The sequence below is a fragment of the Salmonella sp. 741265073_HBA genome (genome assembly GCF_046569105.1).
Lineage (GTDB): Bacteria > Pseudomonadota > Gammaproteobacteria > Enterobacterales > Enterobacteriaceae > Salmonella > Salmonella enterica.
On record NZ_JBKFRY010000003.1, the window covers coordinates 219,361 to 242,370 of the forward strand.

18 protein-coding genes and 8 pseudogenes are annotated in these 23,010 nt (G+C 49.3%); 15 read left to right on the top strand and 11 right to left on the bottom strand.

Features of this window, described 5'->3' with window-relative positions:
- Positions 1–13: 13 nt before the first annotated feature.
- Positions 14–1,663 (top strand): peptide ABC transporter substrate-binding protein SapA, encoded by a 1,650-nt coding sequence (sapA, locus tag ACLD3P_RS05915; protein ID WP_001241628.1) that lies wholly within the window; start codon positions 14–16, stop codon positions 1,661–1,663.
- Entirely contained in the window at positions 1,660–2,625 is a 966-nt protein-coding gene (gene sapB, locus ACLD3P_RS05920) for a peptide ABC transporter permease SapB (RefSeq protein WP_000583298.1), read from the top strand. The genes sapA and sapB overlap by 4 nt, the downstream gene beginning before the upstream one ends.
- Before the next feature lie 231 nt (positions 2,626–2,856).
- On the opposite strand, the pseudogene ACLD3P_RS05925 reads toward sapB, so the two are convergent.
- From ACLD3P_RS05925 to ACLD3P_RS05940, 4 genes and pseudogenes are all read right to left on the bottom strand, one after another.
- Positions 2,857–3,156, bottom strand: a pseudogene (locus ACLD3P_RS05925) (recombinase family protein); the annotation flags it as partial.
- Between the two features lie 158 nt (positions 3,157–3,314).
- A pseudogene (locus tag ACLD3P_RS05930) lies at positions 3,315–3,485 on the bottom strand (putative holin); the annotation flags it as partial.
- Between the two features lie 58 nt (positions 3,486–3,543).
- Positions 3,544–3,969 (bottom strand): subtilase family AB5 toxin binding subunit, encoded by a 426-nt coding sequence (locus tag ACLD3P_RS05935; protein WP_080094800.1) that lies wholly within the window; start codon positions 3,967–3,969, stop codon positions 3,544–3,546.
- A 19-nt stretch (positions 3,970–3,988) separates the two neighbouring features.
- Positions 3,989–4,492 (bottom strand): annotated as a pseudogene (locus tag ACLD3P_RS05940) (pertussis toxin-like subunit ArtA); the annotation flags it as partial.
- A gap of 179 nt (positions 4,493–4,671) precedes the next feature.
- On the opposite strand from ACLD3P_RS05940, the pseudogene ACLD3P_RS05945 reads away from it, so the two are divergent.
- Positions 4,672–4,809, top strand: a pseudogene (locus ACLD3P_RS05945) (IS4 family transposase); the annotation flags it as partial.
- A gap of 15 nt (positions 4,810–4,824) precedes the next feature.
- On the opposite strand, the pseudogene ACLD3P_RS05950 reads toward ACLD3P_RS05945, so the two are convergent.
- Together ACLD3P_RS05950 and ACLD3P_RS05955 are read right to left on the bottom strand one after the other, a co-directional pair.
- Positions 4,825–5,028 (bottom strand): annotated as a pseudogene (locus ACLD3P_RS05950) (recombination protein NinG); the annotation flags it as partial.
- 1,104 nt (positions 5,029–6,132) lie between these two features.
- Positions 6,133–6,488 (bottom strand): annotated as a pseudogene (locus tag ACLD3P_RS05955) (Arm DNA-binding domain-containing protein); the annotation flags it as partial.
- A gap of 135 nt (positions 6,489–6,623) precedes the next feature.
- On the opposite strand from ACLD3P_RS05955, the gene sapC reads away from it, so the two are divergent.
- The 3 genes from sapC to sapF are packed head-to-tail and all read left to right on the top strand — an operon-like array spanning position 6,624 to position 9,314.
- The gene (sapC, locus tag ACLD3P_RS05960; RefSeq protein ID WP_001146150.1) at positions 6,624–7,514 is read left to right on the top strand and encodes a peptide ABC transporter permease SapC; all 891 of its coding nucleotides are present in this window, start codon (positions 6,624–6,626) and stop codon (positions 7,512–7,514) included.
- On the top strand, positions 7,514–8,506 hold the full coding sequence (gene sapD, locus ACLD3P_RS05965) for a peptide ABC transporter ATP-binding protein SapD (protein WP_001128869.1): 993 nt from the start codon (positions 7,514–7,516) through the stop codon (positions 8,504–8,506). Before sapC ends, sapD begins: the two co-directional genes overlap by 1 nt.
- A 1-nt stretch (position 8,507) precedes the next feature.
- The gene (sapF, locus tag ACLD3P_RS05970) at positions 8,508–9,314 is read left to right on the top strand and encodes a peptide ABC transporter ATP-binding protein SapF (protein ID WP_000230462.1); all 807 of its coding nucleotides are present in this window, start codon (positions 8,508–8,510) and stop codon (positions 9,312–9,314) included.
- Positions 9,315–9,329: 15 nt separating this feature from the next.
- Here sapF and ACLD3P_RS05975 read toward each other — a convergent pair whose 3' ends face one another.
- Together ACLD3P_RS05975 and steC are read right to left on the bottom strand one after the other, a co-directional pair.
- Positions 9,330–10,037, bottom strand: coding sequence for an EAL domain-containing protein (locus ACLD3P_RS05975; protein ID WP_411006412.1), 708 nt, complete (start codon positions 10,035–10,037; stop codon positions 9,330–9,332).
- Positions 10,038–10,502: 465 nt separating this feature from the next.
- Complete coding sequence (steC, locus tag ACLD3P_RS05980; protein WP_411006411.1) at positions 10,503–11,876, bottom strand: SPI-2 type III secretion system effector kinase SteC; 1,374 nt, start codon at positions 11,874–11,876, stop codon at positions 10,503–10,505.
- A gap of 34 nt (positions 11,877–11,910) precedes the next feature.
- Here steC and ACLD3P_RS05985 point away from each other — a divergent pair, with 34 nt between their 5' ends.
- The 9 genes and pseudogenes from ACLD3P_RS05985 to osmB all read left to right on the top strand — a co-directional run bounded on the left by ACLD3P_RS05985 (position 11,911) and on the right by osmB (position 20,466).
- A complete protein-coding gene (locus ACLD3P_RS05985; protein WP_031601759.1) occupies positions 11,911–12,090 on the top strand; it encodes a hypothetical protein in 180 nt (59 codons plus the stop codon).
- A pseudogene (locus tag ACLD3P_RS05990) lies at positions 12,065–12,343 on the top strand (hypothetical protein). The gene ACLD3P_RS05985 and the pseudogene ACLD3P_RS05990 overlap by 26 nt, the downstream one beginning before the upstream one ends.
- A 117-nt stretch (positions 12,344–12,460) precedes the next feature.
- On the top strand, positions 12,461–13,249 hold the full coding sequence (gene fabI / locus ACLD3P_RS05995) for an enoyl-ACP reductase FabI (RefSeq protein ID WP_000506501.1): 789 nt from the start codon (positions 12,461–12,463) through the stop codon (positions 13,247–13,249).
- A gap of 199 nt (positions 13,250–13,448) precedes the next feature.
- Positions 13,449–14,426, top strand: a pseudogene (locus ACLD3P_RS06000) (CMD domain-containing protein); the annotation flags it as partial.
- 244 nt (positions 14,427–14,670) lie between these two features.
- The gene (locus ACLD3P_RS06005; RefSeq protein WP_000485041.1) at positions 14,671–16,605 is read left to right on the top strand and encodes an exoribonuclease II; all 1,935 of its coding nucleotides are present in this window, start codon (positions 14,671–14,673) and stop codon (positions 16,603–16,605) included.
- A gap of 261 nt (positions 16,606–16,866) precedes the next feature.
- A complete protein-coding gene (gene pdeR / locus ACLD3P_RS06010; RefSeq protein WP_410044786.1) occupies positions 16,867–18,849 on the top strand; it encodes a cyclic di-GMP phosphodiesterase in 1,983 nt (660 codons plus the stop codon).
- 121 nt (positions 18,850–18,970) lie between these two features.
- Positions 18,971–19,150, top strand: coding sequence for a hypothetical protein (locus tag ACLD3P_RS06015; RefSeq protein WP_001279854.1), 180 nt, complete (start codon positions 18,971–18,973; stop codon positions 19,148–19,150).
- An 86-nt stretch (positions 19,151–19,236) separates the two neighbouring features.
- Entirely contained in the window at positions 19,237–19,989 is a 753-nt protein-coding gene (locus tag ACLD3P_RS06020; RefSeq protein ID WP_001088594.1) for a DNA-binding transcriptional regulator YciT, read from the top strand.
- Positions 19,990–20,247: 258 nt separating this feature from the next.
- A complete protein-coding gene (gene osmB, locus ACLD3P_RS06025; protein ID WP_000481166.1) occupies positions 20,248–20,466 on the top strand; it encodes an osmotically-inducible lipoprotein OsmB in 219 nt (72 codons plus the stop codon).
- Positions 20,467–20,585: 119 nt separating this feature from the next.
- Here osmB and yciH read toward each other — a convergent pair whose 3' ends face one another.
- From yciH to lapB, 3 genes are all read right to left on the bottom strand, one after another.
- Positions 20,586–20,912 (bottom strand): stress response translation initiation inhibitor YciH, encoded by a 327-nt coding sequence (gene yciH, locus ACLD3P_RS06030; RefSeq protein WP_001285199.1) that lies wholly within the window; start codon positions 20,910–20,912, stop codon positions 20,586–20,588.
- On the bottom strand, positions 20,912–21,649 hold the full coding sequence (gene pyrF / locus ACLD3P_RS06035) for an orotidine-5'-phosphate decarboxylase (RefSeq protein WP_134944755.1): 738 nt from the start codon (positions 21,647–21,649) through the stop codon (positions 20,912–20,914). Before pyrF ends, yciH begins: the two co-directional genes overlap by 1 nt.
- Before the next feature lie 191 nt (positions 21,650–21,840).
- Entirely contained in the window at positions 21,841–23,010 is a 1,170-nt protein-coding gene (gene lapB, locus ACLD3P_RS06040; RefSeq protein WP_000891378.1) for a lipopolysaccharide assembly protein LapB, read from the bottom strand.

Consider the following 23,010-nt stretch of genomic DNA (forward strand, 5'->3'; position numbering starts at 1 on the left):
AAACTTAACTATTATGCGCCTGGTTTTATCGTCTCTGATCGTGATAGCGGGTCTACTGAGTAGTCAGGCTACGGCTGCGACTGCGCCCGAACAAACTGCGAGTGCAGATATTCGCGATAGCGGCTTTGTGTATTGTGTCAGCGGGCAGGTCAACACCTTTAATCCGCAAAAAGCGAGCAGCGGCCTCATCGTCGATACCCTGGCCGCCCAGTTATATGACCGCCTGTTGGATGTCGATCCCTATACTTATCGTTTAGTCCCAGAGCTGGCAGAAAGCTGGGAAGTGCTGGATAACGGGGCAACGTACCGTTTTCACCTGCGCCGCGACGTTTCCTTTCAAAAAACCGCCTGGTTTACGCCGACCCGAAAACTCAATGCTGATGATGTCGTCTTTACCTTTCAGCGGATTTTCGATCGTCGGCATCCGTGGCATAACATCAACGGCAGTAGCTTCCCCTACTTTGATAGCCTACAGTTCGCCGACAATGTAAAAAGCGTGCGTAAGCTGGACAATAACACCGTTGAGTTTCGCCTGACGCAGCCAGACGCCTCCTTTTTATGGCATCTGGCCACACACTACGCTTCCGTCATGTCCGCTGAGTACGCCGCGCAGCTTAGCCGAAAAGATCGTCAGGAACTGCTAGACCGCCAACCGGTCGGCACCGGGCCTTTCCAGCTTTCGGAGTACCGTGCCGGGCAGTTTATTCGTCTCCAGCGCCACGATGGTTTTTGGCGCGGCAAACCGCTGATGCCGCAAGTAGTAGTGGATTTAGGCTCCGGCGGTACCGGGCGTTTATCAAAATTACTGACCGGTGAATGCGATGTTCTGGCCTGGCCCGCCGCCAGCCAGCTAACTATTTTACGCGACGATCCGCGTTTGCGGCTGACGTTGCGCCCGGGGATGAATATCGCCTATCTGGCCTTTAACACCGATAAGCCGCCGTTGAATAATCCCGCAGTGCGCCATGCGCTGGCCTTATCGATCAACAACCAGCGCCTGATGCAGTCGATTTATTACGGCACGGCAGAAACCGCAGCCTCCATTTTACCGAGAGCCTCATGGGCTTACGATAACGATGCCAAAATTACGGAGTACAATCCGGAAAAATCGCGCGAACAGCTAAAAGCGCTGGGCATTGAGAATCTTACGCTGCATCTCTGGGTGCCGACCAGTTCTCAGGCCTGGAACCCAAGTCCGCTAAAAACGGCGGAGCTTATTCAGGCGGATATGGCGCAGGTTGGCGTAAAAGTGGTCATTGTGCCGGTTGAAGGTCGTTTTCAGGAGGCGCGCCTGATGGATATGAATCACGATCTGACCTTATCCGGCTGGGCCACGGACAGCAACGATCCGGATAGCTTTTTCAGACCGCTGTTAAGCTGTGCAGCCATCAATTCGCAAACCAATTTCGCCCACTGGTGTAACCCTGAATTTGACAGCGTGCTGCGTAAGGCACTGTCGTCGCAGCAGTTGGCTTCGCGCATAGAAGCGTATGAGGAAGCGCAGAATATCCTGGAGAAAGAGCTGCCGATACTGCCGCTGGCATCATCACTACGCCTGCAGGCTTACCGCTACGATATTAAAGGGCTGGTGTTAAGCCCTTTCGGCAATGCGTCTTTTGCCGGCGTCTCCCGCGAAAAACACGAAGAGGTGAAAAAACCATGATTATCTTCACCCTGCGTCGGTTATTGCTGTTGCTGGTGACGCTATTCTTCCTGACCTTTATCGGCTTTAGCCTGAGCTATTTTACGCCGCACGCGCCGCTACAAGGCGCATCATTATGGAATGCCTGGGTTTTCTGGTTCAACGGTCTGCTGCACTGGGACTTTGGCGTGTCCAGCATTAACGGCCAACTGATCTCCGAACAGCTTAAAGAGGTGTTTCCCGCCACGATGGAGCTGTGCATTCTCGCCTTTGGTTTTGCGCTAATGGTCGGCATCCCGGTCGGGATGCTGGCTGGCGTGACGCGTAGCAAATGGCCGGATCGTTTTATCAGCGCGCTGGCGCTATTAGGTTTCTCAATTCCGGTTTTCTGGCTGGCGCTTCTGCTCACACTGTTCTTTTCGCTCACGCTGGGGTGGCTGCCGGTATCCGGGCGATTTGACCTGCTTTATGAAGTTAAACCGGTTACCGGTTTCGCCATCATTGACGCCTGGATTTCAGATTCGCCGTGGCGTGATGAAATGGTGATGAGCGCCATACGACATATGGTTTTACCGGTGCTCACGCTTTCCGTCGCGCCGACCACAGAAGTGATCCGCCTGATGCGAATCAGCACTATTGAGGTCTACGATCAGAACTACGTTAAAGCGGCGGCCACGCGCGGCTTGTCGCGCTTTACGATTTTACGTCGTCACGTGTTGCATAATGCGCTGCCGCCGGTCATTCCCCGTCTTGGCCTGCAGTTTTCAACCATGTTAACGCTGGCGATGATTACCGAAATGGTTTTCAGCTGGCCAGGGCTGGGACGATGGTTAATTCACGCCATTCGTCAGCAGGACTATGCCGCTATTTCCGCTGGCGTGATGGTCATTGGGTCGCTGGTTATTGTGGTCAATGTGATTTCCGATATTTTGGGTGCTATGGCTAACCCTCTGAAACATAAGGAATGGTATGCCTTACGATAAGAAACAATAAAAAATATTATTAAATCAAAAAGTTATGCTTTTATTTTTGTGATAAGTTCGTTTTTTAGTACACAAATATATACATATTGTTTTCTATTTTCTCCGGCAGTCCATGCTTCGATGATGATTGCCGGAGATTTATCTTCTCTATCAGCGCCTCCGGGTTTCACTGCGTATCGCTACCTGCTGTCGCGGTACTCCTGCCCCAATCAAACGCCCGACCTGCGCCTATTGTTCCAATGTTAGTTTCGGTCGTCGGCCACCATTACACCCCCTCGCCCTTGTCGCTTCCAGTCCAGCGCGGGTTCTTTTCACAATCAATTCACGTTCCATTTCAGCGAGTGTGCCCATGACATGAAAGAAGAATCGCCCCATTGGCGTCGACGAGTCTATGCTGTCGGTCAGGCTGCGGAAATTAACGCCGCGTTCGCGCAATTCTTCTACCAGAACGACCAGATGACGCATACTGTGACCAAGGCGATCAAGCTTCCATACAACCAGTGTGTCCCCTTCTGATAACGTCCTGACTAAAAGGAGCAGGCTTCACGGGCTGGATTTATCCAACAAAGCGCGTAGTGAGTGTTTCCCGTGAGGCTGAATACGAAAAAGGCCACGTAAATGCGTAGCCTTTATGGTGAGAGTTCTAATCTTAAGAGGCACTCCATCAAACAAACCACCCACAATTGTCAGAAGCTTGAAGGAGTGCTTTGGGGTGACAGTATCTGCGGCATTGTTGCCACGAACAACGTTCCCGCAAATGCTCAAAATACAATCCCAAAATCCGCTCCAGTAAACAGTCTGAATATCGTTGCCCCACAGATCGCTACAGCCATACAGGAACCTGATAAAGGTTCAGACATAATCGTCTCACCAACAAGATTAAGCCTGTTCTTTAGAGCGTTTAATACCCAGCAACATTTAATTTGTCACCGTAGGCCCCATACAATAACTTGATGAGCTACAAGTAGTTATCGCAATTAATTCCCTGGAAGAGAATGCACTTTTGAAATCGGGGTCGCGCCAAACATTCTCTTTATAATATATCCTTACATCCCCCCCTGTTGTATAATAATACTTTGCTATATTTAGCATGTTATCAAACCCCTGTTTATGATTCCCATACACATCCACTTTACACATGGCATTGATACTAATAGCTTCACTCCCGTGCTTCAGTCCGATACAAAAAAACTGAGTTTCCTTATCCCCTGACGTATACACACCATAAGACAGGTTGTTAATCTGAACATTACTCACATACGTATCATAATCAGCCATAGCTGCATAACAAACACTGGATAATGACGCAAGAGCAAGAGTCAAAACCTTTAATTTCTTTTTCATAATCCACTCCAACAATATTTACCATACTTGTATTTCTATCGTAAACAAGCTCAACTGCCTCATGTATATTTTCAATTGGGATAGAATTTACAGATACATACTCACTTTGTAACCGCATCATCACTCGCTCAAAATGACCAAACTGGATACCACATAATTCAATATAAGCAACAGACGGCGGAAGGCTGTAGAAACTATTGTCTGCACGGATTCTGTATCTGTACAACCTGCCGCTAAATGTTGCTCTGGAGTAATATAATCGTGCTATATTATAAGACCCATTAATATCTGAGATGGTCGCAATATAGTACTGTCTCGACTACCGGATGCACAGGAGTCATCTCTTATATGTTGCTGAAGATTCCTGTTATTACCGTGAGAAGCAAAACCATCCCGAAAAATCACATCTGAAGGTCTCGAGTCAACACGATATACAAAACCAACGGTACTTGCATAACCAGAAAAACACTAAAAATAATATTACTTTTTTATCATACCCTCTCCCACAGAAACTATCAGGCAAACCACCTAATGTGTTAAACCGAGTGCTAACCATAGCTCAGTCATACTTTACGTCTCGCTGGATAAAATTAGAAAAACAAACCTCCCCGGTTTACGGGCACGAAAATCCCCGTAATCGCACAATGCCTATCCTTAAACTGCGGCACTATAACGGCTTCCCCTACAGGGAGCCTTTTTGTTATGCCACTTCTCAATGACCTGCTCGATTTCAGCGATCATCCCCTTATGCCACCGCCTTCAGCGCAGATGTTTGCGGAACATCTTCCTGCTGAGTGTATACAACACTGCCTGACGCTCTCTAAGCATGCAACCGTTCGCCTGGCGTTCGGCTTTATCCGCCTGGTGTTTATCCCTGATACGCCTGGCACGCAGTTCCAGCGCGTAGATAGCGCCATGTTCAGGACAGCACCAGACAACGTTGCTGTAAGCAGGAGAAAACCATTCCCGGCAAACTTTGTATTTACGGCGCGGTAATTTAGCCATGCTCACCTCAGACCCGGTTACGGATATAGCATCTAATAACGTTAGATTATGCATGCGTAATAATTCATAGCATATCTATATTAATGTAAATAAAATACAGTCAACAGATTTCTCCAATTTTATTATATATAAACAGAGGCTTACATTGAGTAATAACAAGATCATACAATCCCGCACCAGTAAAATTAATGTAAAAATAGGCGTAATCATGTATTAATATTGACTGGACAGTAGATAAGTGATAACAAATAAATATTAAAAAGTAAATATCACATAATAACCATTATCACTACATGAGAGGTGAATATGATGGAACCTATTTCTGCCGCGATCCTCAATATTAGAGGGGCAGCCCCGGCACTGCCACTATCGGAAATGGCGCAACTAACCTAGCCAAAGATATTATTAGGGTAGCTAATATTGCTTATAATATTTCACAGGTTGAGCAAAAAAGTGGTTTCTTGTTAGTTACGGGAGAGAAAGGCTTCAACAAATCGGCTTGCCTGCATATGCTGGGACAACTGTTATTCCGCAGATAAAAGAGAGCCTAATAGTTTTAAAAAGGAGGACATAGATAAAGCGAATAGAAATGCTGGTTTCTTCGAACGAATGGTGTTTGGAGAACGTGATACTTTTATAGAGAGGGTTGCTAATGAGATCTGGAGTCGAGGCTACACAGATGTCAAAGTTTCTGGTTATCATGGTGCTGGTGTATTTTATGCTGGTGAAATCCCATTTACACATCTTAGAAGCACGACGATCCCGCCAACTATCACTGTAAAAAGAAAGTCCGTAAGAGTAACGCTGGAAAGTCCTATAGATTAAATCATAAACTCAGCTCTATTACTTTTGGGTAGATCAAGGGGTTATCATCAAAATTATATTTTTGTTAATATTTTTACGATATTGTAAACTGACAGTTACTGTATAAATAATCGGTAACTGTCAGCTCACATCTGAGCTAATAAATATAATTCCCCCTGCTGACCCGCTGCAGCGGTTTAAGACGCAACACCTCATGCCGGAGTATTCCGATCTGTCTTATTGTGAACCTCCCAGAGACTAATGCCGCAACATCCTGATCGCGCCATACTCCAAACTGGCGCCAGCCGCCACTGTCGGTCTTAATGACCCTGGCCCAAATTCCGTACAGTGCTAAAACTTCTCCCAGTAGTCGTATGTTCTTTTACGGTTAACGCTTCTGTTTTTTTCTTCTTCTCCAGTACCATCTGGCGACGAGGATCGAGTCCCTCAGTTAACCATGATCTAAAGTACTGACGGCGTTCCCTGGTATGAGATAGTGATATGGTTGGATAATCGCCAATCGTCAGTTGAGCAGCGTTCCCGTTCCATCTGTATTGGTAAAAGAATGTTATACTGCCGGATGTAGAGAGCCTGACATTGAGACCATGAGCGTCTGAGATGACCTTGATTTGGTCTCTTTTTTTGCCAGGAGCCTTTCTTAATTTTGTATCGGCAAGCAATGTGTACACTCCATGAGAGGATATGCACATTAGTGTACACATTTTGCATAAATTGATAACCTCAAAGTGCACAAAATTAAAACACCAACGCTCGATAACGAATTGATAATGTTTGAATATTTCAAAAGACATAAAGCATGGTAAACAAAAATAAAACGAGTAAATATGCCTTACGATAGCGTCTACAGCGAAAAGCGCCCGCCAGGCACCCTGCGCACTGCCTGGCGTAAATTTTATAGCGACGCGCCTGCGATGGTGGGCCTGTATGGATGCGCCGGTCTGGCGTTGCTGTGTATTTTTGGCGGCTGGATCGCGCCCTATGGTATCGATCAGCAATTTCTGGGCTATCAGCTACTGCCGCCCTCCTGGTCACGCTATGGCGAAGTCTCCTTTTTTCTGGGGACTGACGATCTGGGGCGCGATGTGCTGAGCCGCCTGTTAAGCGGTGCGGCGCCCACGGTCGGCGGCGCGTTTATCGTAACGCTGGCGGCTACGCTATGTGGATTAGTCCTCGGCGTAGTGGCAGGCGCGACGCACGGTTTACGCTCTGCCGTGCTGAACCATATTCTGGACACGCTGCTTTCCATCCCTTCGCTCTTGCTGGCGATTATCGTCGTGGCATTTGCCGGCCCACATCTGTCACACGCGATGTTTGCCGTCTGGCTGGCCCTGTTGCCGCGAATGGTACGTTCCGTCTATAGCATGGTGCATGATGAACTGGAAAAAGAGTACGTCATTGCCGCCCGTCTGGATGGCGCGACAACGCTGAATATTCTGTGGTTCGCCATTTTACCGAATATTACCGCCGGTCTGGTCACCGAAATTACCCGGGCGCTGTCGATGGCGATTCTGGACATCGCCGCGCTGGGATTTTTAGATCTCGGCGCGCAGCTTCCCTCTCCTGAATGGGGCGCCATGTTGGGGGATGCGCTGGAGTTAATCTATGTCGCGCCGTGGACCGTTATGCTACCCGGCGCGGCGATAACGCTCAGTGTTTTACTGGTAAACCTGCTCGGAGATGGGATTCGTCGTGCGATTATTGCGGGGGTGGAATAATGCCGTTACTGGATATCCGCAATCTCACCATTGAATTTAAAACCAGCGAAGGTTGGGTAAAAGCGGTCGATCGCGTCAGTATGACATTAAGCGAAGGCGAAATTCGCGGCCTGGTAGGTGAATCGGGTTCCGGAAAGAGCTTGATTGCTAAAGCTATTTGCGGTGTCGCGAAAGACAACTGGCGAGTCACTGCCGACCGTATGCGTTTTGATGATATCGATCTGCTGCGCCTCTCCTCTCGTGAACGACGTAAGCTGGTCGGGCATAATGTGTCGATGATCTTCCAGGAGCCGCAGTCGTGCCTTGATCCTTCCGAACGCGTCGGCCGCCAGTTAATGCAAAATATTCCCGCCTGGACCTATAAAGGCCGCTGGTGGCAGCGTTTAGGCTGGCGTAAACGGCGTGCAATTGAATTACTGCACCGGGTGGGAATTAAAGATCATAAAGACGCGATGCGCAGTTTTCCCTATGAACTGACCGATGGCGAGTGTCAGAAAGTCATGATCGCTATCGCGCTGGCGAATCAACCGCGACTCCTGATCGCTGATGAACCCACCAACTCAATGGAACCAACGACGCAGGCGCAAATTTTTCGCCTGCTGACCCGACTGAATCAAAACAGTAATACCACCATTCTGTTGATTAGCCACGACCTGCAAATGCTGAGTCAGTGGGCTGACAAAATCAACGTTTTATACTGCGGCCAGACGGTAGAAACCGCGCCAAGTAAAGATCTGGTGACGACGCCACATCATCCTTATACGCAGGCGCTTATCCGCGCGATTCCGGATTTTGGCAGCGCGATGCCGCATAAAAGCCGTCTGAATACGCTGCCGGGCGCGATCCCGCTACTGGAGCAGTTACCGATAGGTTGTCGTCTGGGGCCGCGCTGCCCTTACGCGCAACGAGAATGCATTATCACGCCACGCTTAACCGGCGCGAAAAATCATCTCTATGCCTGTCATTTTCCGCTGAATATGGAGAGAGAGTGATATGGTGGAAACTCTGCTTGAAGTGCGCAACCTGAGTAAAACCTTTCGCTACCGGACAGGATGGTTTCGCCGCCAGACCGTCGACGCCGTGAAACCATTAAGCTTTACGCTTCGTGAGCGTCAGACCCTGGCCATTATTGGCGAAAACGGTTCCGGCAAATCCACGCTGGCAAAGATGCTGGCCGGCATGATTGAACCCACCAGCGGCGAGCTTCTTATTGACGATCATCCCCTGCATTACGGCGACTATTCGTTTCGAAGCCAACGTATTCGAATGATTTTTCAGGACCCCTCAACGTCACTGAATCCACGTCAACGTATTTCACAGATCCTTGACTTCCCCCTGCGCCTTAATACCGATCTGGAGCCGGAACAGCGGCGCAAACAGATTGTCGAGACGATGCGTATGGTGGGGCTATTGCCCGATCACGTGAGCTACTACCCGCATATGCTGGCGCCGGGGCAGAAACAGCGTCTGGGCCTGGCCCGCGCGCTGATTTTACGCCCTAAAGTCATTATCGCGGACGAAGCGCTGGCTTCGCTTGATATGTCCATGCGCTCGCAGCTCATCAATCTGATGCTTGAATTGCAGGAAAAACAAGGCATCTCCTATATCTATGTCACGCAGCATATCGGCATGATGAAACATATTAGCGATCAGGTATTAGTGATGCATCAGGGGGAAGTGGTTGAACGCGGCAGCACCGCCGATGTGCTCGCCTCTCCGCTACATGAGCTTACCCGTCGTTTAATCGCAGGCCATTTTGGCGAGGCGCTGACCGCTGACGCATGGCGAAAGGATCGCTAAGCGAAACAAATACCCTCAGTTCGATTCTCTGAGGGTGTTCATGCGACTGCCCAACAGCAATGTTTCAACCTCTTCTAACGCAACGGAAGGAAATAACGTGCCCTGGGTTGCCCAAATGCCTGCCGTTTTTAACGCCGGCAAATAGCGTGCGTTTTCCTGGCCAACCACCACGATCTTGTCACAATAACGCCGGATATGTTTGACAAGCAGCGGAAACGTCATTTTTTCAATTTGTGAGACAAAAAAGCTGCGATCAAGTTTTACGCCGCTAAAACACCCGCAAACTAATGGCGCAGCGGTTGCGTTCCCTACGCCCAGGTCGCCCAGCCATAATGGATTAGGTTGTTTATGAAGCGCGTGTATTAAAGGATCGACTAAGACGTTATCTTGACATGAAAAATGTTCAGCGACCTGCAGCTCCACAAATAGCATGGCGTGTAGTAATGCGCGAATATCTTTGTCCTGAAGGACAAGCTGCGCCATACCCCGATCGATATTTACGATACAGAACAGGCCGTGGCGTAGAAACCAGCCATGTTTGGCCGCGATTGTCCGCAACAGATCAAGCAGAAAACGGCGCTTCTGCGAATTGTCCCATGACGAGATAACAAACTCAGGGTGTAGCGGACGAGCGGGCGACGATGCAAAATGGGTAGTGATTTCGACACCCAGTAAATCCCCCTCCATTGCCCTTATCGGCTCTGCCATAAAAAAATAGCGCATGTGACCACTCCACTTGATCTTAACTCCCTGATAATGCGCTTTTAACGCAAATCAATCAATAAAAACGATCAATATATAAAAAATGATCGAAAAAAACAATATATGTTAACTCCATGATAACTTGCTAATTTTATGTTTTGAGAATGTTCTTCTATTGCTATAATGAAATTTACATACTACGCCGAACAACGCTAATACGACGGCATGAGACCATCCGTAAAGCCGGGGTCTTCTTGCCAGGTAGAGGGGAAAAATCAAGGCGAGTTAATGTTGTTGCACCATCGCGAGGCATTTCATCCACTATGGCGGCGCGGCATCACCAACCGTACTTGCGAGTTGCATCTCCGCTGCAGGCTGTCCAGATCCCCTGAACGACCTTTAAACGAATAGCAACTCTCAATAATTGATCGGCAAATCTGTAGCGAATGAGCCCCGGCGATTCGCAGAAAAGAACGGAACTAAATGCTATTTTTTTAATTCATCCTTTAATACTTTAGCCACAAGAGTCCCTTCCTCCGGCGCGGCTAGTTTAAAACGTCTTCCTGACGCAGGTGTCTGTTCTTCCTCTCCGATTAACTCATCAAGCTCTGTAATAAGTGACTTATAATATTCAATATCTTCAGTATTTCCTTCGGTCTCGGCCTGCTTTAATTTTATCAGGTAACGGGCCTTAATTTGCTCTTCCAATTGTGTTGTTGCAAGAGAAGCGCTTCGCTGTTGCCGGGATTCTTGTGACAGCACGATTTGATCGCCATCCACAAAGAAAAGTACCCCCTCTTTAACCAGAATATTACCTAAGTTATCTATATCATGCATATAAACCCCCCGGGATTCAAGAAGCGCCTCCGCCATTCGATAGTTATCTTCATCTTCAATATCGAACTCCTGACCTTGAATATATTTTGAAACTAAAACCGTAACGTCTTTACCATTAATATTCATGATGGCCGAACGAGAAAAATCCTTGTCGCCATTGGCCATGTTCAAATACTTACTGACACGATCAGGATGACAATTACGATGTTCCGGAGAGTTAACATCCACTTTTATTCCCCGCTCATTAATTGGAATCTTAACAACAAACTCATCATTTAACAGATAGACTGTCCCATAACTTCCGCTACCTATTTTATTTTTTTCAATATCATGCATGCGGATATTTTTTTTAAACTCCGACGAGTTAATAAACGCCTCTATTGCCGCTGGTTGTGATGCATCCGTCTGATCAGTATCGCCGCTCTCATCACCAGACGCCATGGCGGGCGTGGTCAGGAAGTCTATCAAACGTTGCTCAAAAGCCTCATAGACTCCATTACTACCTGCTTCGCTCGACGGCTGGTTATCATTATCTAAAGCGGCAAGCGTAATTTCCCCATTATTATAATTAAACATCGTTTCTTTTAAAAAATCGACGCAATGTTCAGAACACTCCGTCTCGGTCACTAATACTCCATCGTAAAACATCTGTAGTAGTAACATATTTTCTTGATGTGCTAATACCTCTACAGTGTATTTATCCATTGTTTCAGGTCTGGAGGCATCAATAAGTTTAATATATCCAAGAAGGGGGCGCCATCGTGTACAGTCTTCATCTCGCCTCGAAAATGGTCGTAGCGAGAAAGGCTTCGAAATATCGGGATGCTCGTTTTTTTGGCACAGTAGATTATATATCTCTTTATAATCAGAAATTAAACTTCGCCTGGTAAATATATTCCTGAAAAAATCTATGAATTTCTCATACGTTGAAAAAACATGCTCTTTTTTATTATCGATGATATCTCTTAAATACCTTTCTGATATCTGGCAACTATGATTTCCGATCTGAAATGTAAACGGCATATGTCTCATCCTCTGAAAATTTATTATAATACACATGCAAACATATAAAAACCCGATTTGTAACTACTGTAATCACCTGATTTCAAAAATTTTTCATATTCAGTATTACTCTGTATCAATAAATAGAGAAAACCTACAGCGCCTAAAAAAGAAATTATTTTTGTTAAGCATTTGCTGGTTAAAGTTACATGTCCATAACATCGTTAATAGGTGAGGAAAACCATTCGGATGAATATTCAGTCTTCCTACAGAACCTTTATTTGTCTGGTGGAAGGTGCATCGCTATGCGTACTTGCTATCCGTCCCGGTGTCTCTGGTTGGATGAGGCGAACCTTACACCAGCTGGTATACTGCACCGTAGGGCCTTCTAGCTTGGCCCTGGGGAGTGCTCAAAATCCTCAGGGACTTCGTTACCGTGTGGTTTTAGAACGTCACCAGCTGGAGATAGCAGCGGAAAAATAGCGTGACACACGGGGCCAGGAGTGGGATATAATTTCAGACTAATTTCGAATAATGTTGAAAAGTTGCTGTTAACCATTGTTCGTAAAAGCAAAAAATAAGCAATGACTATAAGGATTAAAGCTATGGGTTTTCTTTCCGGTAAGCGCATTCTGGTCACTGGCGTGGCCAGTAAACTGTCCATCGCCTACGGTATCGCACAGGCGATGCACCGCGAAGGAGCTGAACTGGCGTTCACCTACCAGAACGACAAACTGAAAGGCCGCGTAGAAGAATTTGCTGCCCAGCTGGGTTCCAGCATCGTTTTACCGTGTGATGTCGCTGAAGATGCCAGCATTGACGCTATGTTTGCAGAGCTGGGTAACGTTTGGCCGAAATTTGACGGTTTCGTACACTCGATCGGTTTCGCGCCTGGCGATCAGCTGGACGGCGATTATGTTAATGCGGTTACCCGCGAAGGCTTTAAAATCGCTCACGATATTAGCTCTTACAGCTTTGTTGCCATGGCGAAAGCCTGCCGCACCATGCTGAATCCGGGTTCTGCGCTGTTGACCTTGTCTTATCTGGGAGCGGAGCGCGCCATCCCGAACTACAATGTCATGGGTCTGGCGAAAGCCTCTCTGGAAGCCAACGTGCGTTATATGGCAAACGCTATGGGACCGGAAGGGGTTCGCGTCAACGCCATCTCTGCGGGCCCGATCCGCACGCTGGCGGCGTCCGGTATTAAAGACTTCCGTAAAATGCTGGCGCATTGTGAAGCCGTTACGCCAATTCGTCGCACCGTGACCATTGAAGATGTGGGTAACTCAGCGGCGTTTCTGTGTTCCGATCTCTCGGCAGGCATTTCTGGCGAAGTCGTCCATGTTGACGGCGGGTTCAGCATTGCGGCAATGAATGAACTGGAACTGAAGTAAGCGCATTAAGTTTATTAGCGGGCGGCACGGCTGTGCTGCCCCATTCCCCTCACTCACCGCTCATCTCGTTATATAGCGTTCTGATATTTGTTATCACCTAACAATCTTTCATCCCTTTCCCGCATACGCCAGGATAATCCAGCATAAACGATCCGACGCCGAATCATTATCGATCGCCATTTCATCCTCGGGAAACCCTATGGAACAATGCCGAAAAGCGGGTAAAAGCCACTGGTATCATGAAACACAATCCACTATGTCGTCACAAACCCCGCTTTCGCTGATGCCGGAAGCAGCGTATGTTAACGATCGATTTTTACTGGATTTAGCGGTAGCAAAAACCGCGTTGACGCCTTTTGAATCATGGTTAAAGCCAGCTCGCCAGTTGGCGGATGTCTTATTTCCCCGCACGGTTCTCAACGACCGGCTTCATACGTTTAGCGCCTATGAACGTATGAGCACCGCGCTGACCGCCGCTCAGGTATTTGGGGTTCAGCGTTTGTGCCGCTATTATGCCGCGCGTCTGGCGCCGCTACCCGGCCCTGATGCCTCAAGAGAGAGCAATCAACGGCTGGCGCAAATTACGCAATACGCTCGTCAACTTGCCGGCTCCCCCTCCGTTATCAATACGCGAGCCCGCGAACAGCTTGCAGAGGTGGGATTAACCGCCCGGGATACCGTACTCATCAATCAGATCATTGGGTTTATCGGTTTTCAGGCGCGGGTAGCGGCGATATTTCAGGCGTTTTGCCGTCTGCCCGTGCGCGAGCTGCCCGGCCAGGAGATGCAGCGCTTTGCCAGGGCCGCGCGGTTTCAAAACCCCCAGACGACATGGCGGCCCGCCGCCAGTCTGGTAGAATATCCTCCCGCCCATACCAAAGTTCGGCGGCAATATTCGTCTTCACAATGCCAAATGATGGCGCCGGTACTCATGCGCGATCCGTCTTCATTCGCGTTACTCGAACGCATACTGACCAGCACATTACACACTGCGTCGCCCCCTTCTTTACTTCCACTTATCACGCTCCTCACATCACGTATCAACGGCAGCGCCGCCTGCTTTAACGAACAGGCAACCCAACCTGGCGCGTGGCGTCGCGCTGTTATCACGTTACGCCAGGAAGACGACGATATCGCTCGTTGGGAGCTTGAGCCTGCGCTGACACAGGCGATACAATGGCTCACCAGAGCGCCCGATCGCTTTAGCGCCGCGCATTTTTTCCCGCTACTCACCAGGGGAGTTTCATCGGAGCAGGCCATTAATATGTTAGGCTGGTGCGGCGTGTGCGGATGGTTAAATCGTTTAAAAATCGCGTTGGGCGAAACCTATTAACTCATCCATTACTGAAAGAGCGCTTGCTGCGCCAGGCAGAATCGCGTAAAACTGTCAGCCGCTCTTTTGGCTACGAAAATAGACGAATATGTTTCAGGACAACCCGCTGCTAGCGCAGCTTAAACAGCAACTGCATTCCCAGACGCCGCGCGCTGAAGGGGTCGTAAAAGCCACGGAAAAAGGCTTTGGCTTCCTTGAAGTTGACGCGCAAAAAAGCTATTTCATTCCTCCGCCGCAGATGAAAAAAGTGATGCATGGCGATCGTATCGTCGCGGTCATCCACACGGAAAAAGAACGGGAGTCTGCCGAGCCGGAAGAACTGATCGAACCGTTCCTGACGCGTTTTGTGGGAAAAGTTCAGGGTAAAAATGACCGCCTGTCCATCGTGCCGGATCATCCGTTGCTGAAAGACGCGATTCCCTGCCGCGCCGCGCGCGGCGTTCAGCATGAGTTCAAAGAAGGTGACTGGGCGGTTGCCGAAATGCGCCGCCATCCGCTTAAAGGCGACCGTTCGTTTTACGCCGATTTAACGCAGTACATCACCTTTGCCGACGATCACTTTGTTCCCTGGTGGGTTACGCTTGCCCGCCATAACCTGGAAAAAGAAGCGCCGAACGGCGTAGCGACGGAGATGCTGGACGAAGGGCTGGAGCGCCAGGATCTTACCGCGCTGAATTTCGTCACTATCGATAGCGCCAGCACTGAAGATATGGATGACGCGCTTTATGCTGAGGAATTAGCGGACGGCAGACTCCAGCTTACGGTGGCTATCGCCGATCCTACCGCCTGGATTGCCGAAGGCAGTAAGCTGGATAATGCCGCGAAAATTCGCGCCTTCACCAACTACCTGCCGGGCTTCAATATTCCTATGCTGCCGCGTGAGCTGTCTGACGATCTGTGCTCACTGCGCGCCAACGAAGTGCGTCCGGCGCTCGCCTGTCGCATGATAATCGCCGCGGACGGCACCATTGACGATGATATCGCCTTTTTTGCGGCCACCATCGAATCGAAGGCCAAGCTGGCGTACGACAATGTCTCCGACTGGCTGGAAAATAATGGCACCTGGCAGCCGGATAACGAAGGCATTGCCCAGCAAATTCGTCTGTTGCACCGTATTTGTTTAAGCCGCAGTGAGTGGCGTCATCATCATGCGTTAGTCTTTAAGGACCGCCCGGATTACCGCTTTGTGCTTGGCGAAAAAGGCGAAGTATTGGATATTGTGGCGGAACCGCGCCGTATCGCTAACCGTATCGTAGAAGAGTCGATGATCGCCGCTAACCTTTGCGCCGCGCGCGTACTGCGCGATAAGCTCGGTTTCGGTATTTACAACGTACATACGGGCTTCGATCCCGCGAATGCCGACGCGCTGGCCGCACTGCTGAAAACGCATGGTCTTCATGTCGATGCCGAAGAGGTGCTGACGCTGGAAGGCTTCTGTAAACTGCGTCGCGAACTGGATGCGCAGCCCTCCGGTTTCCTTGACAGCCGCATTCGTCGCTTCCAGTCTTTTGCGGAAATCAGCACCGAGCCGGGGCCGCATTTCGGTCTTGGTCTTGAGGCTTACGCCACCTGGACCTCTCCCATCCGTAAGTATGGCGATATGATTAACCATCGCCTGCTGAAAGCGGTCATCAAGGGGGAGGCTATTGCGCGTCCGCAGGAAGATATCACCCAGCAAATGGCGGAACGCCGTCGCCTGAACCGTATGGCGGAGCGCGATGTCGGCGACTGGTTATATGCACGCTTCCTTAACGATAAGGCGGGGACAAATACCCGTTTCGCGGCAGAAATTATTGACGTCAGCCGCGGTGGTATGCGTGTGCGACTGGTCGATAACGGCGCTATCGCCTTTATCCCTGCCCCGTTCCTGCACGCCGTTCGCGATGAACTGGTATGCAGCCAGGAAAACGGTACGGTACAGATTAAAGGTGAGACGGTTTATAAAGTGACGGATGTCATTGATGTCACTATTGCGGAAGTTCGCATGGAAACCCGCAGCATTATTGCCCGACCGGCAGCGTAACCACGCTTAGCTCGCTCAACGGCCTTTGCTGAGAAGGCAAAGGCCGTTTCTTTTCTTCTTCTCCCTTCCGTCATGCTCTGCGTTTAATCTTATTCAAACGCCCCATTTCTTGTTATTTTTAGCTGGCGACTATGCTTTTTCCAGAATCTGGATTACATATGAATATATAGATAAAACAATACGTTCAGCCATAATTACCCTTATTTATAACATGGCTAACCTTTCTTTTCGGGCACCTGGCGCTTAAATGGGATGGTACGCATGATGAAACAGATTCAGGAACAAACGGCGCTAAATCCCCTTCACTCTCACTGGCGTCTAGCTGATGACCGCAACGTGCTGTATCTCTCCCCGACAGGTGAAACGGATGCAGAAAAAACGGTTGAGCTATCGCCGGAACAAGCCGGGCGTATCCGGGAAATAACGGCGATTACGTCCAGTCTGCTGATAACGTTGTTGATAGAAAAACAGGTTACCGCTGTGCACCTGGTAGGCCGTAAGATTAATAACCGTGAATGGGCTGGCAGCCTGGCAACCTGGCCTGATACGCCAGCCATCGCGCCAACGCAGGCGCAGGAGCTCTCTTTTGCCGAGCAAATCGTATCAGAAGCCAACTCAGTCATTGCGATACTGGATAGTCGGGGAAAAATCTGTCGATTTAATCGGTTATGCGAAGAGTACACAGGCTTAAAAGAGCGAGATGTAATTGGTCAAAGCGTCTTTAAATTATTTATGAGCCGCCGGGAGGCGGTTGCCTCCCGACACTACATTGAGAATTTTTTTCGCAATGGCAATGCCTATGAAATCGAACGCTGGATAAAGACCCGTAAAGGCCAACGCCTGTTCTTATTTCGTAATAAATTCGTCCATAACGGCAGCGGAAAAAACGAAATTTTCCTGATCTGCGCAGGCACGGATATCACCGAAGAAAGGCGGGCTCAGGAGCGTTTACGCATACTGGCGAATACAGACACCGTCACCGGCCTGCCCAATCGCAATGCTATCCATGAATTTATTAATCATGCTATTGCCTCGGCTGGCGAGTCGCAGGTGGGTATCGTTTATCTCGATCTGGATAACTTCAAGAAAATTAATGACGCCTATGGGCATATGTTTGGCGATCAGCTCTTACAGGCCGTTTCGCTGGCGCTGTTGAGTTGTCTGGAGGAAGATCAATTGCTGGCCAGACTGGGGGGAGATGAATTCATTGTCCTCGCTGCCCATACGTCTCAGGCCGCGCTGGAAGCAGTAGCCTCACGAATCCTTACCCGTCTGCGGCAACCGTTTCGTATTGGACTCATTGAAGTTTACACGGGATGCGCCATTGGCATTTCGTTGGCCCCCCGGCACGGACAGGACAGCGAAAGTCTCATTCGCACTGCCGACACCGCAATGTATAACGCCAAAGAAGGCGGCCGCGGTCAGTTCTGCGTTTTTTCGCCGGAAATGAATCAGCGCGTATTTGACTATCACTGGCTGGATACAAACCTGCGAAAAGCGCTGGAAAACGACCAGTTACTTATTCACTATCAGCCCAAAATTACCTGGCGCGGCGAAGTACGTAGCCTGGAAGCGCTGGTACGCTGGCAATCGCCGGAACGCGGATTAATTCCGCCGCTGGAGTTCATCTCATACGCCGAAGAGTCAGGACTCATCGTCCCGCTGGGCCGCTGGGTGATTCTGGATGTGGTTCGCCAGATTGCGAGATGGCGCGATAAGGGGATTAACTTGCGCGTAGCCGTTAACTTTTCGGCGCGACAACTGGCCGACCAGACGCTTTTTACTGCGCTTAAACAGGCTTTGTACGATCTGAATTTTGAGTATTGCCCGATCGATGTCGAGCTAACGGAAAGCTGCCTGATCGAAAACGACACGCTGGCGCTATCGGTTATCCAGCAATTTAGTCAGCTCGGCGCCCAGATTCATCTGGATGATTTTGGCACCGGGTATTCTTCGCTTTCTCAACTCGCCCGGTTCCCTATTGATGCCGTTAAACTGGATCAGGCTTTCGTCAGAGATATCCATAAGCAACCGCTGTCGCAATCTCTGGTTCGGGCGATTGTCGCGGTGGCTCAGGCGCTAAATTTACAAGTGATTGCCGAAGGCGTAGAAAATGTTAAAGAAGATGCCTTCCTGACAAAAAACGGCGTCAATGAACGACAGGGCTTTTTATTCGCCAAACCTATGCCCGCCGTTTCTTTTGAACGCTGGTACAAACGTTATCAGACGAAAAAAATGCGTTAATGGCGGCGATAATAGGGAGAACAGCCTGTGCAGACAGGCGTAACCCTATTTTTCCCTTCTCTTTTCAGATTAATTTCTGCATCATGAATTGAAACCTTTTCTGACATTAAGGATGACAAACATGTCTGATATCGAAGCACAACGAATTGCCGCACGCATTGATACCGTGCTGGATATCCTTGTTGCTGGCGATTACCACTCGGCCATCAATAACCTTGAAATATTGAGAGCAGAGCTGTTAGATCAGGTTAAAGACGGTATCTCGCCATCCCAGGCGCCCGGATCGCCCTGGGAAATCTGATAGCGATTATTTGTCCGGGATGGCCGTTAGCCCTTCCCGGCTCTCTGACTGTCTGTTGACTCCTCTTAACGTATAAAATTAATACTATGAACTCCCGACAACAATCAATTTTGCAAATGGTGGTTGATAAAGGCCAGATGAGCGTTGCTGAACTGGCGAAAATTACCGGCGTATCTGAAGTCACGATTCGTCAGGATCTGAATACCCTGGAAAAACAGAGCTATTTACGCCGTGCGCACGGTTTCGCCGTTTCGCTTGAGAGCGATGACGTAGAGACTCGCATGATGACGAACTACACGCTAAAACGCCGACTGGCGGAGTTCGCCGCCTCGCTGGTCAGTCCAGGGGAATCCGTTTTTATTGAAAATGGCAGTAGCAATGCGCTATTGGCCCGGACGCTGGCGGAACAAAAAGATGTCACGATCATCACCGTGAGCAGTTATATCGCGCATCTGCTCAAAGAAACCCCTTGCGAAGTCATTCTCCTCGGTGGAATCTATCAGAAAAAAAGTGAAAGCATGGTAGGGCCGTTGACGCGACAGTTTATCCATCAAGTGCATTTCAGCAAAGCATTTATCGGTATTGATGGCTGGCAGGCTGATACCGGCTTTACCGGACGCGATATGATGCGCTCGGATGTGGTTAACGCTGTTCTGGAAAAAGGCTCAGAAGCGATTGTCCTCACCGACAGCTCCAAATTTGGCTGTGTGCATCCCTATCCCCTGGGCCCGCTCTCTCGCTTCCATCGTGTCATTACGGATTCCAGAATTTCCGCCAGCGATCAAATGCAGTTAGAACATGCGGGGCTGCTAGTCAATGTTATTGGCTCATCCGTTTAAAATATTTCCCGATGGTTTGCCCTATGGCAAATCATCCTCTCTCTAAGACTTTTCTGACATCCCAATTAAGACTATTTACCTGTTGTAACGAGCGTAACGTCGTAAAATTAATATTAGCGAAATAACAGGAAGTGACTATCACCTGCGTGATATACCCCTGCGCAATCAGGTTTTACGGAAAATCTCTTAACAGGTTTTATTTTAACTATAGTTATAGTGAGCTTAATTCCGTGAATCGTTAATTCAGGAGAGAGTATTATGTTTATGACGAGCAAAAAAATGGCCGCTGCTGTGCTGGCAATCACCGTAGCAATGTCTCTGAGCGCCTGCTCAAACTGGTCCAAGCGCGATCGCAACACGGCTATTGGCGCAGGTGCGGGGGCGTTAGGCGGCGCAGTGTTAACGGACGGCAGTACATTAGGCACCCTGGGCGGCGCGGCGGTCGGCGGCGTGATTGGTCACCAGGTTGGAAAATAATCCAGACGTTTAAATATTGAACGGCTCAAAATAATACGTTTATTCTTTTCAGGTCTGGATTACAAAAATAGACAAAGTTGACTTTTACGCCACGGTAATTTACAACCGTGGCGTTTTCATTAGCCGCCAGCTAATTTTACTTTCATTCCTTTAGCTTCCAGCAATGATTTTATCAAGTCGCGTTTATCACCCTGAATTTCAATAATCCCTTCTTTTACTGCCCCGCCACAGCCGCATTTTTTCTTCAGTTCAGCCGCCAGTTTGGTTAATTCCGCATCATTCATCTCGATACCGGTAATCAAACATACGCCTTTACCCTTACGGCCACTGGTTTGACGCTGAATGCGAACGATACCATCCCCTTTGGGACGAACCGGCGCCGTTTTAGGTTCTTCAATGCGCCCCGTCTGTGTTGAATAAACCAGACGACTATTGGAATCGCTCATTATGCCTCCCGTTTCAGTGACGCGTTAATATCCTTCAGCGTTTGCGCCGGATCTACCGATTGCGTAACCGGGCGGCCAATCACCATATAGTCGACGCCGGCGGATAATGCCTGTTCGGGCGTCATAATGCGTCGCTGGTCGCCTGCCTCGCTGCCTGCGGGCCGAATGCCCGGCGTCACCAGCTTAAATGCAGCGCCAAAGGCCTGTTTAAATCTGACCGCTTCCTGAGCGGAACAGACCACGCCATCCAGCCCGCATTGCTGCGTCAGGCGCGCCAGCCGCTCCGCATGTTCCGCCGGTGACAACGTCACGCCCAGATCGCGCAGATCGCTGGTTTCCATACTGGTCAACACGGTCACGGCAATGAGCAACGGCGCATCTTTACCGAATGGCACCAGCGCGTCGCGCGCTGCGGCCATCATTCTCGCCCCGCCAGACGCATGAACGTTTACCATCCAGACGCCCAGGTCTGCCGCTGCAGCGACTGCCCGGGCCGTGGTGTTGGGAATATCATGAAATTTTAGATCAAGAAAGACATCAAACCCACGTTGCTGGAGATCCCGAACGAGCTGTGGACCAAACAGCGTGAACATCTCTTTGCCCACTTTTAAGCGACAATCGCGAGGATCGATTTTATCGACAAACGCCAGGGCTTTATCGCGTTCATGGTAATCCAACGCCACAACGACAGGCGATTCAGTAATAGCGCAGGAAGAAGATGAAGCAGTAAACGTCATGACCAGACCTTCTTGATGATGGGCACCGGAAGTGGCGCAAATTGGATAAACGGCGTGCATTCTACCTGTGGCGCAGGAAAATTAACAGGTTCGATTGACGACCTGATAAGCCTTGGTCGCCGATGCCAGCGTCGTTTCTTGTCTTATGTCATTAAGTATGTTGTAACTAAAGTAAGGCTTTTTTTTATATACTACTGCCCATCAAGTCCGCGAATAGGTTTGATGGTCGACCATGCCCGGCAGGACGGACAGTGCCAGTACAAGGTATAGGCGGTAAAACCGCATTTCTGACAACGATACCGCGGTTTACTGCGCACCTGCTCGCCAACCATATCACGCAGTACCATCAGGCTTTCTTTCGCTCGCCCTTCTTCCGCCTCGTTGAGATGGTAATCCATCAGCTTATGGAACACCCGCATGGTAGGATGTCGCTGTAGCTGACGCGTGATATAGACTTGAGCTGCGTCACTACCTTCACGCGCTTCCAGAATATCGGCAAGCATTAACTCAGCGCCAGCACCGGTATTCTCCTCAACGGCGCGACGTAAAAACTCCGCCCACTCGGCATTTTTACCGAGCTGTTGATAACAGGTTTGCAGCATCTCCAGCGTTTCGCTGACCAGCTCTTTATCCTGAACGATCACACGTTGCAGGCTTTCGACCGCTTTGGCGTAATCCCCTCTCGCCATATAAACGCGACCCATCATGATAGACACCCGGGCGCTATTTTTATCTGCGGCGGCACCTTTTTTCAGCAACGCCATCGCGCGATCCATATCGTCGTTGCCCATCTGCTGTAACGCTAACTCACAGTAAAAATGGGCGATTTCGATACGCTGTTTATCTTTGCCCAGTTTCACCAGCCGTTCTGCTACTTCGATCGCCTTTTGCCAGTCGCTGGTTAGCTGATAGATTTGCAAGAGCTGCTGTAACGCGCCTACGCGAAATTCCGTTTCGTCGGTAAGTTGGTTAAACATATCTTCCGCGCGGTCATATAAACCGGCGGCCATATAGTCGCGCCCCAGTTGCTGAACAGCCAGTAAACGCTGTTCATAGGTCAATGAAGCGCTTTCCATGAGCGTTTGATGAATACGAATGGCGCGATCGACTTCGCCGCGAGAGCGAAACAGATTACCGAGAGTGAGATGAGCCTCAACGGTGCCCGTATCCTCTTTAAGCATATCGAGGAACAGATCCACCGCTTTATCTTGTTGGTTACTCAGCAGGAAGTTAACCCCTGCGACATAATCGCGCGACAGGCGGTTAGCTTCATCCTGTTTTGTTTGTTGCGCACTTCTGCGACCCATATACCACCCATAGGCAGCGGCTACAGGCAACAGCAGAAATAACAACTCCAACAT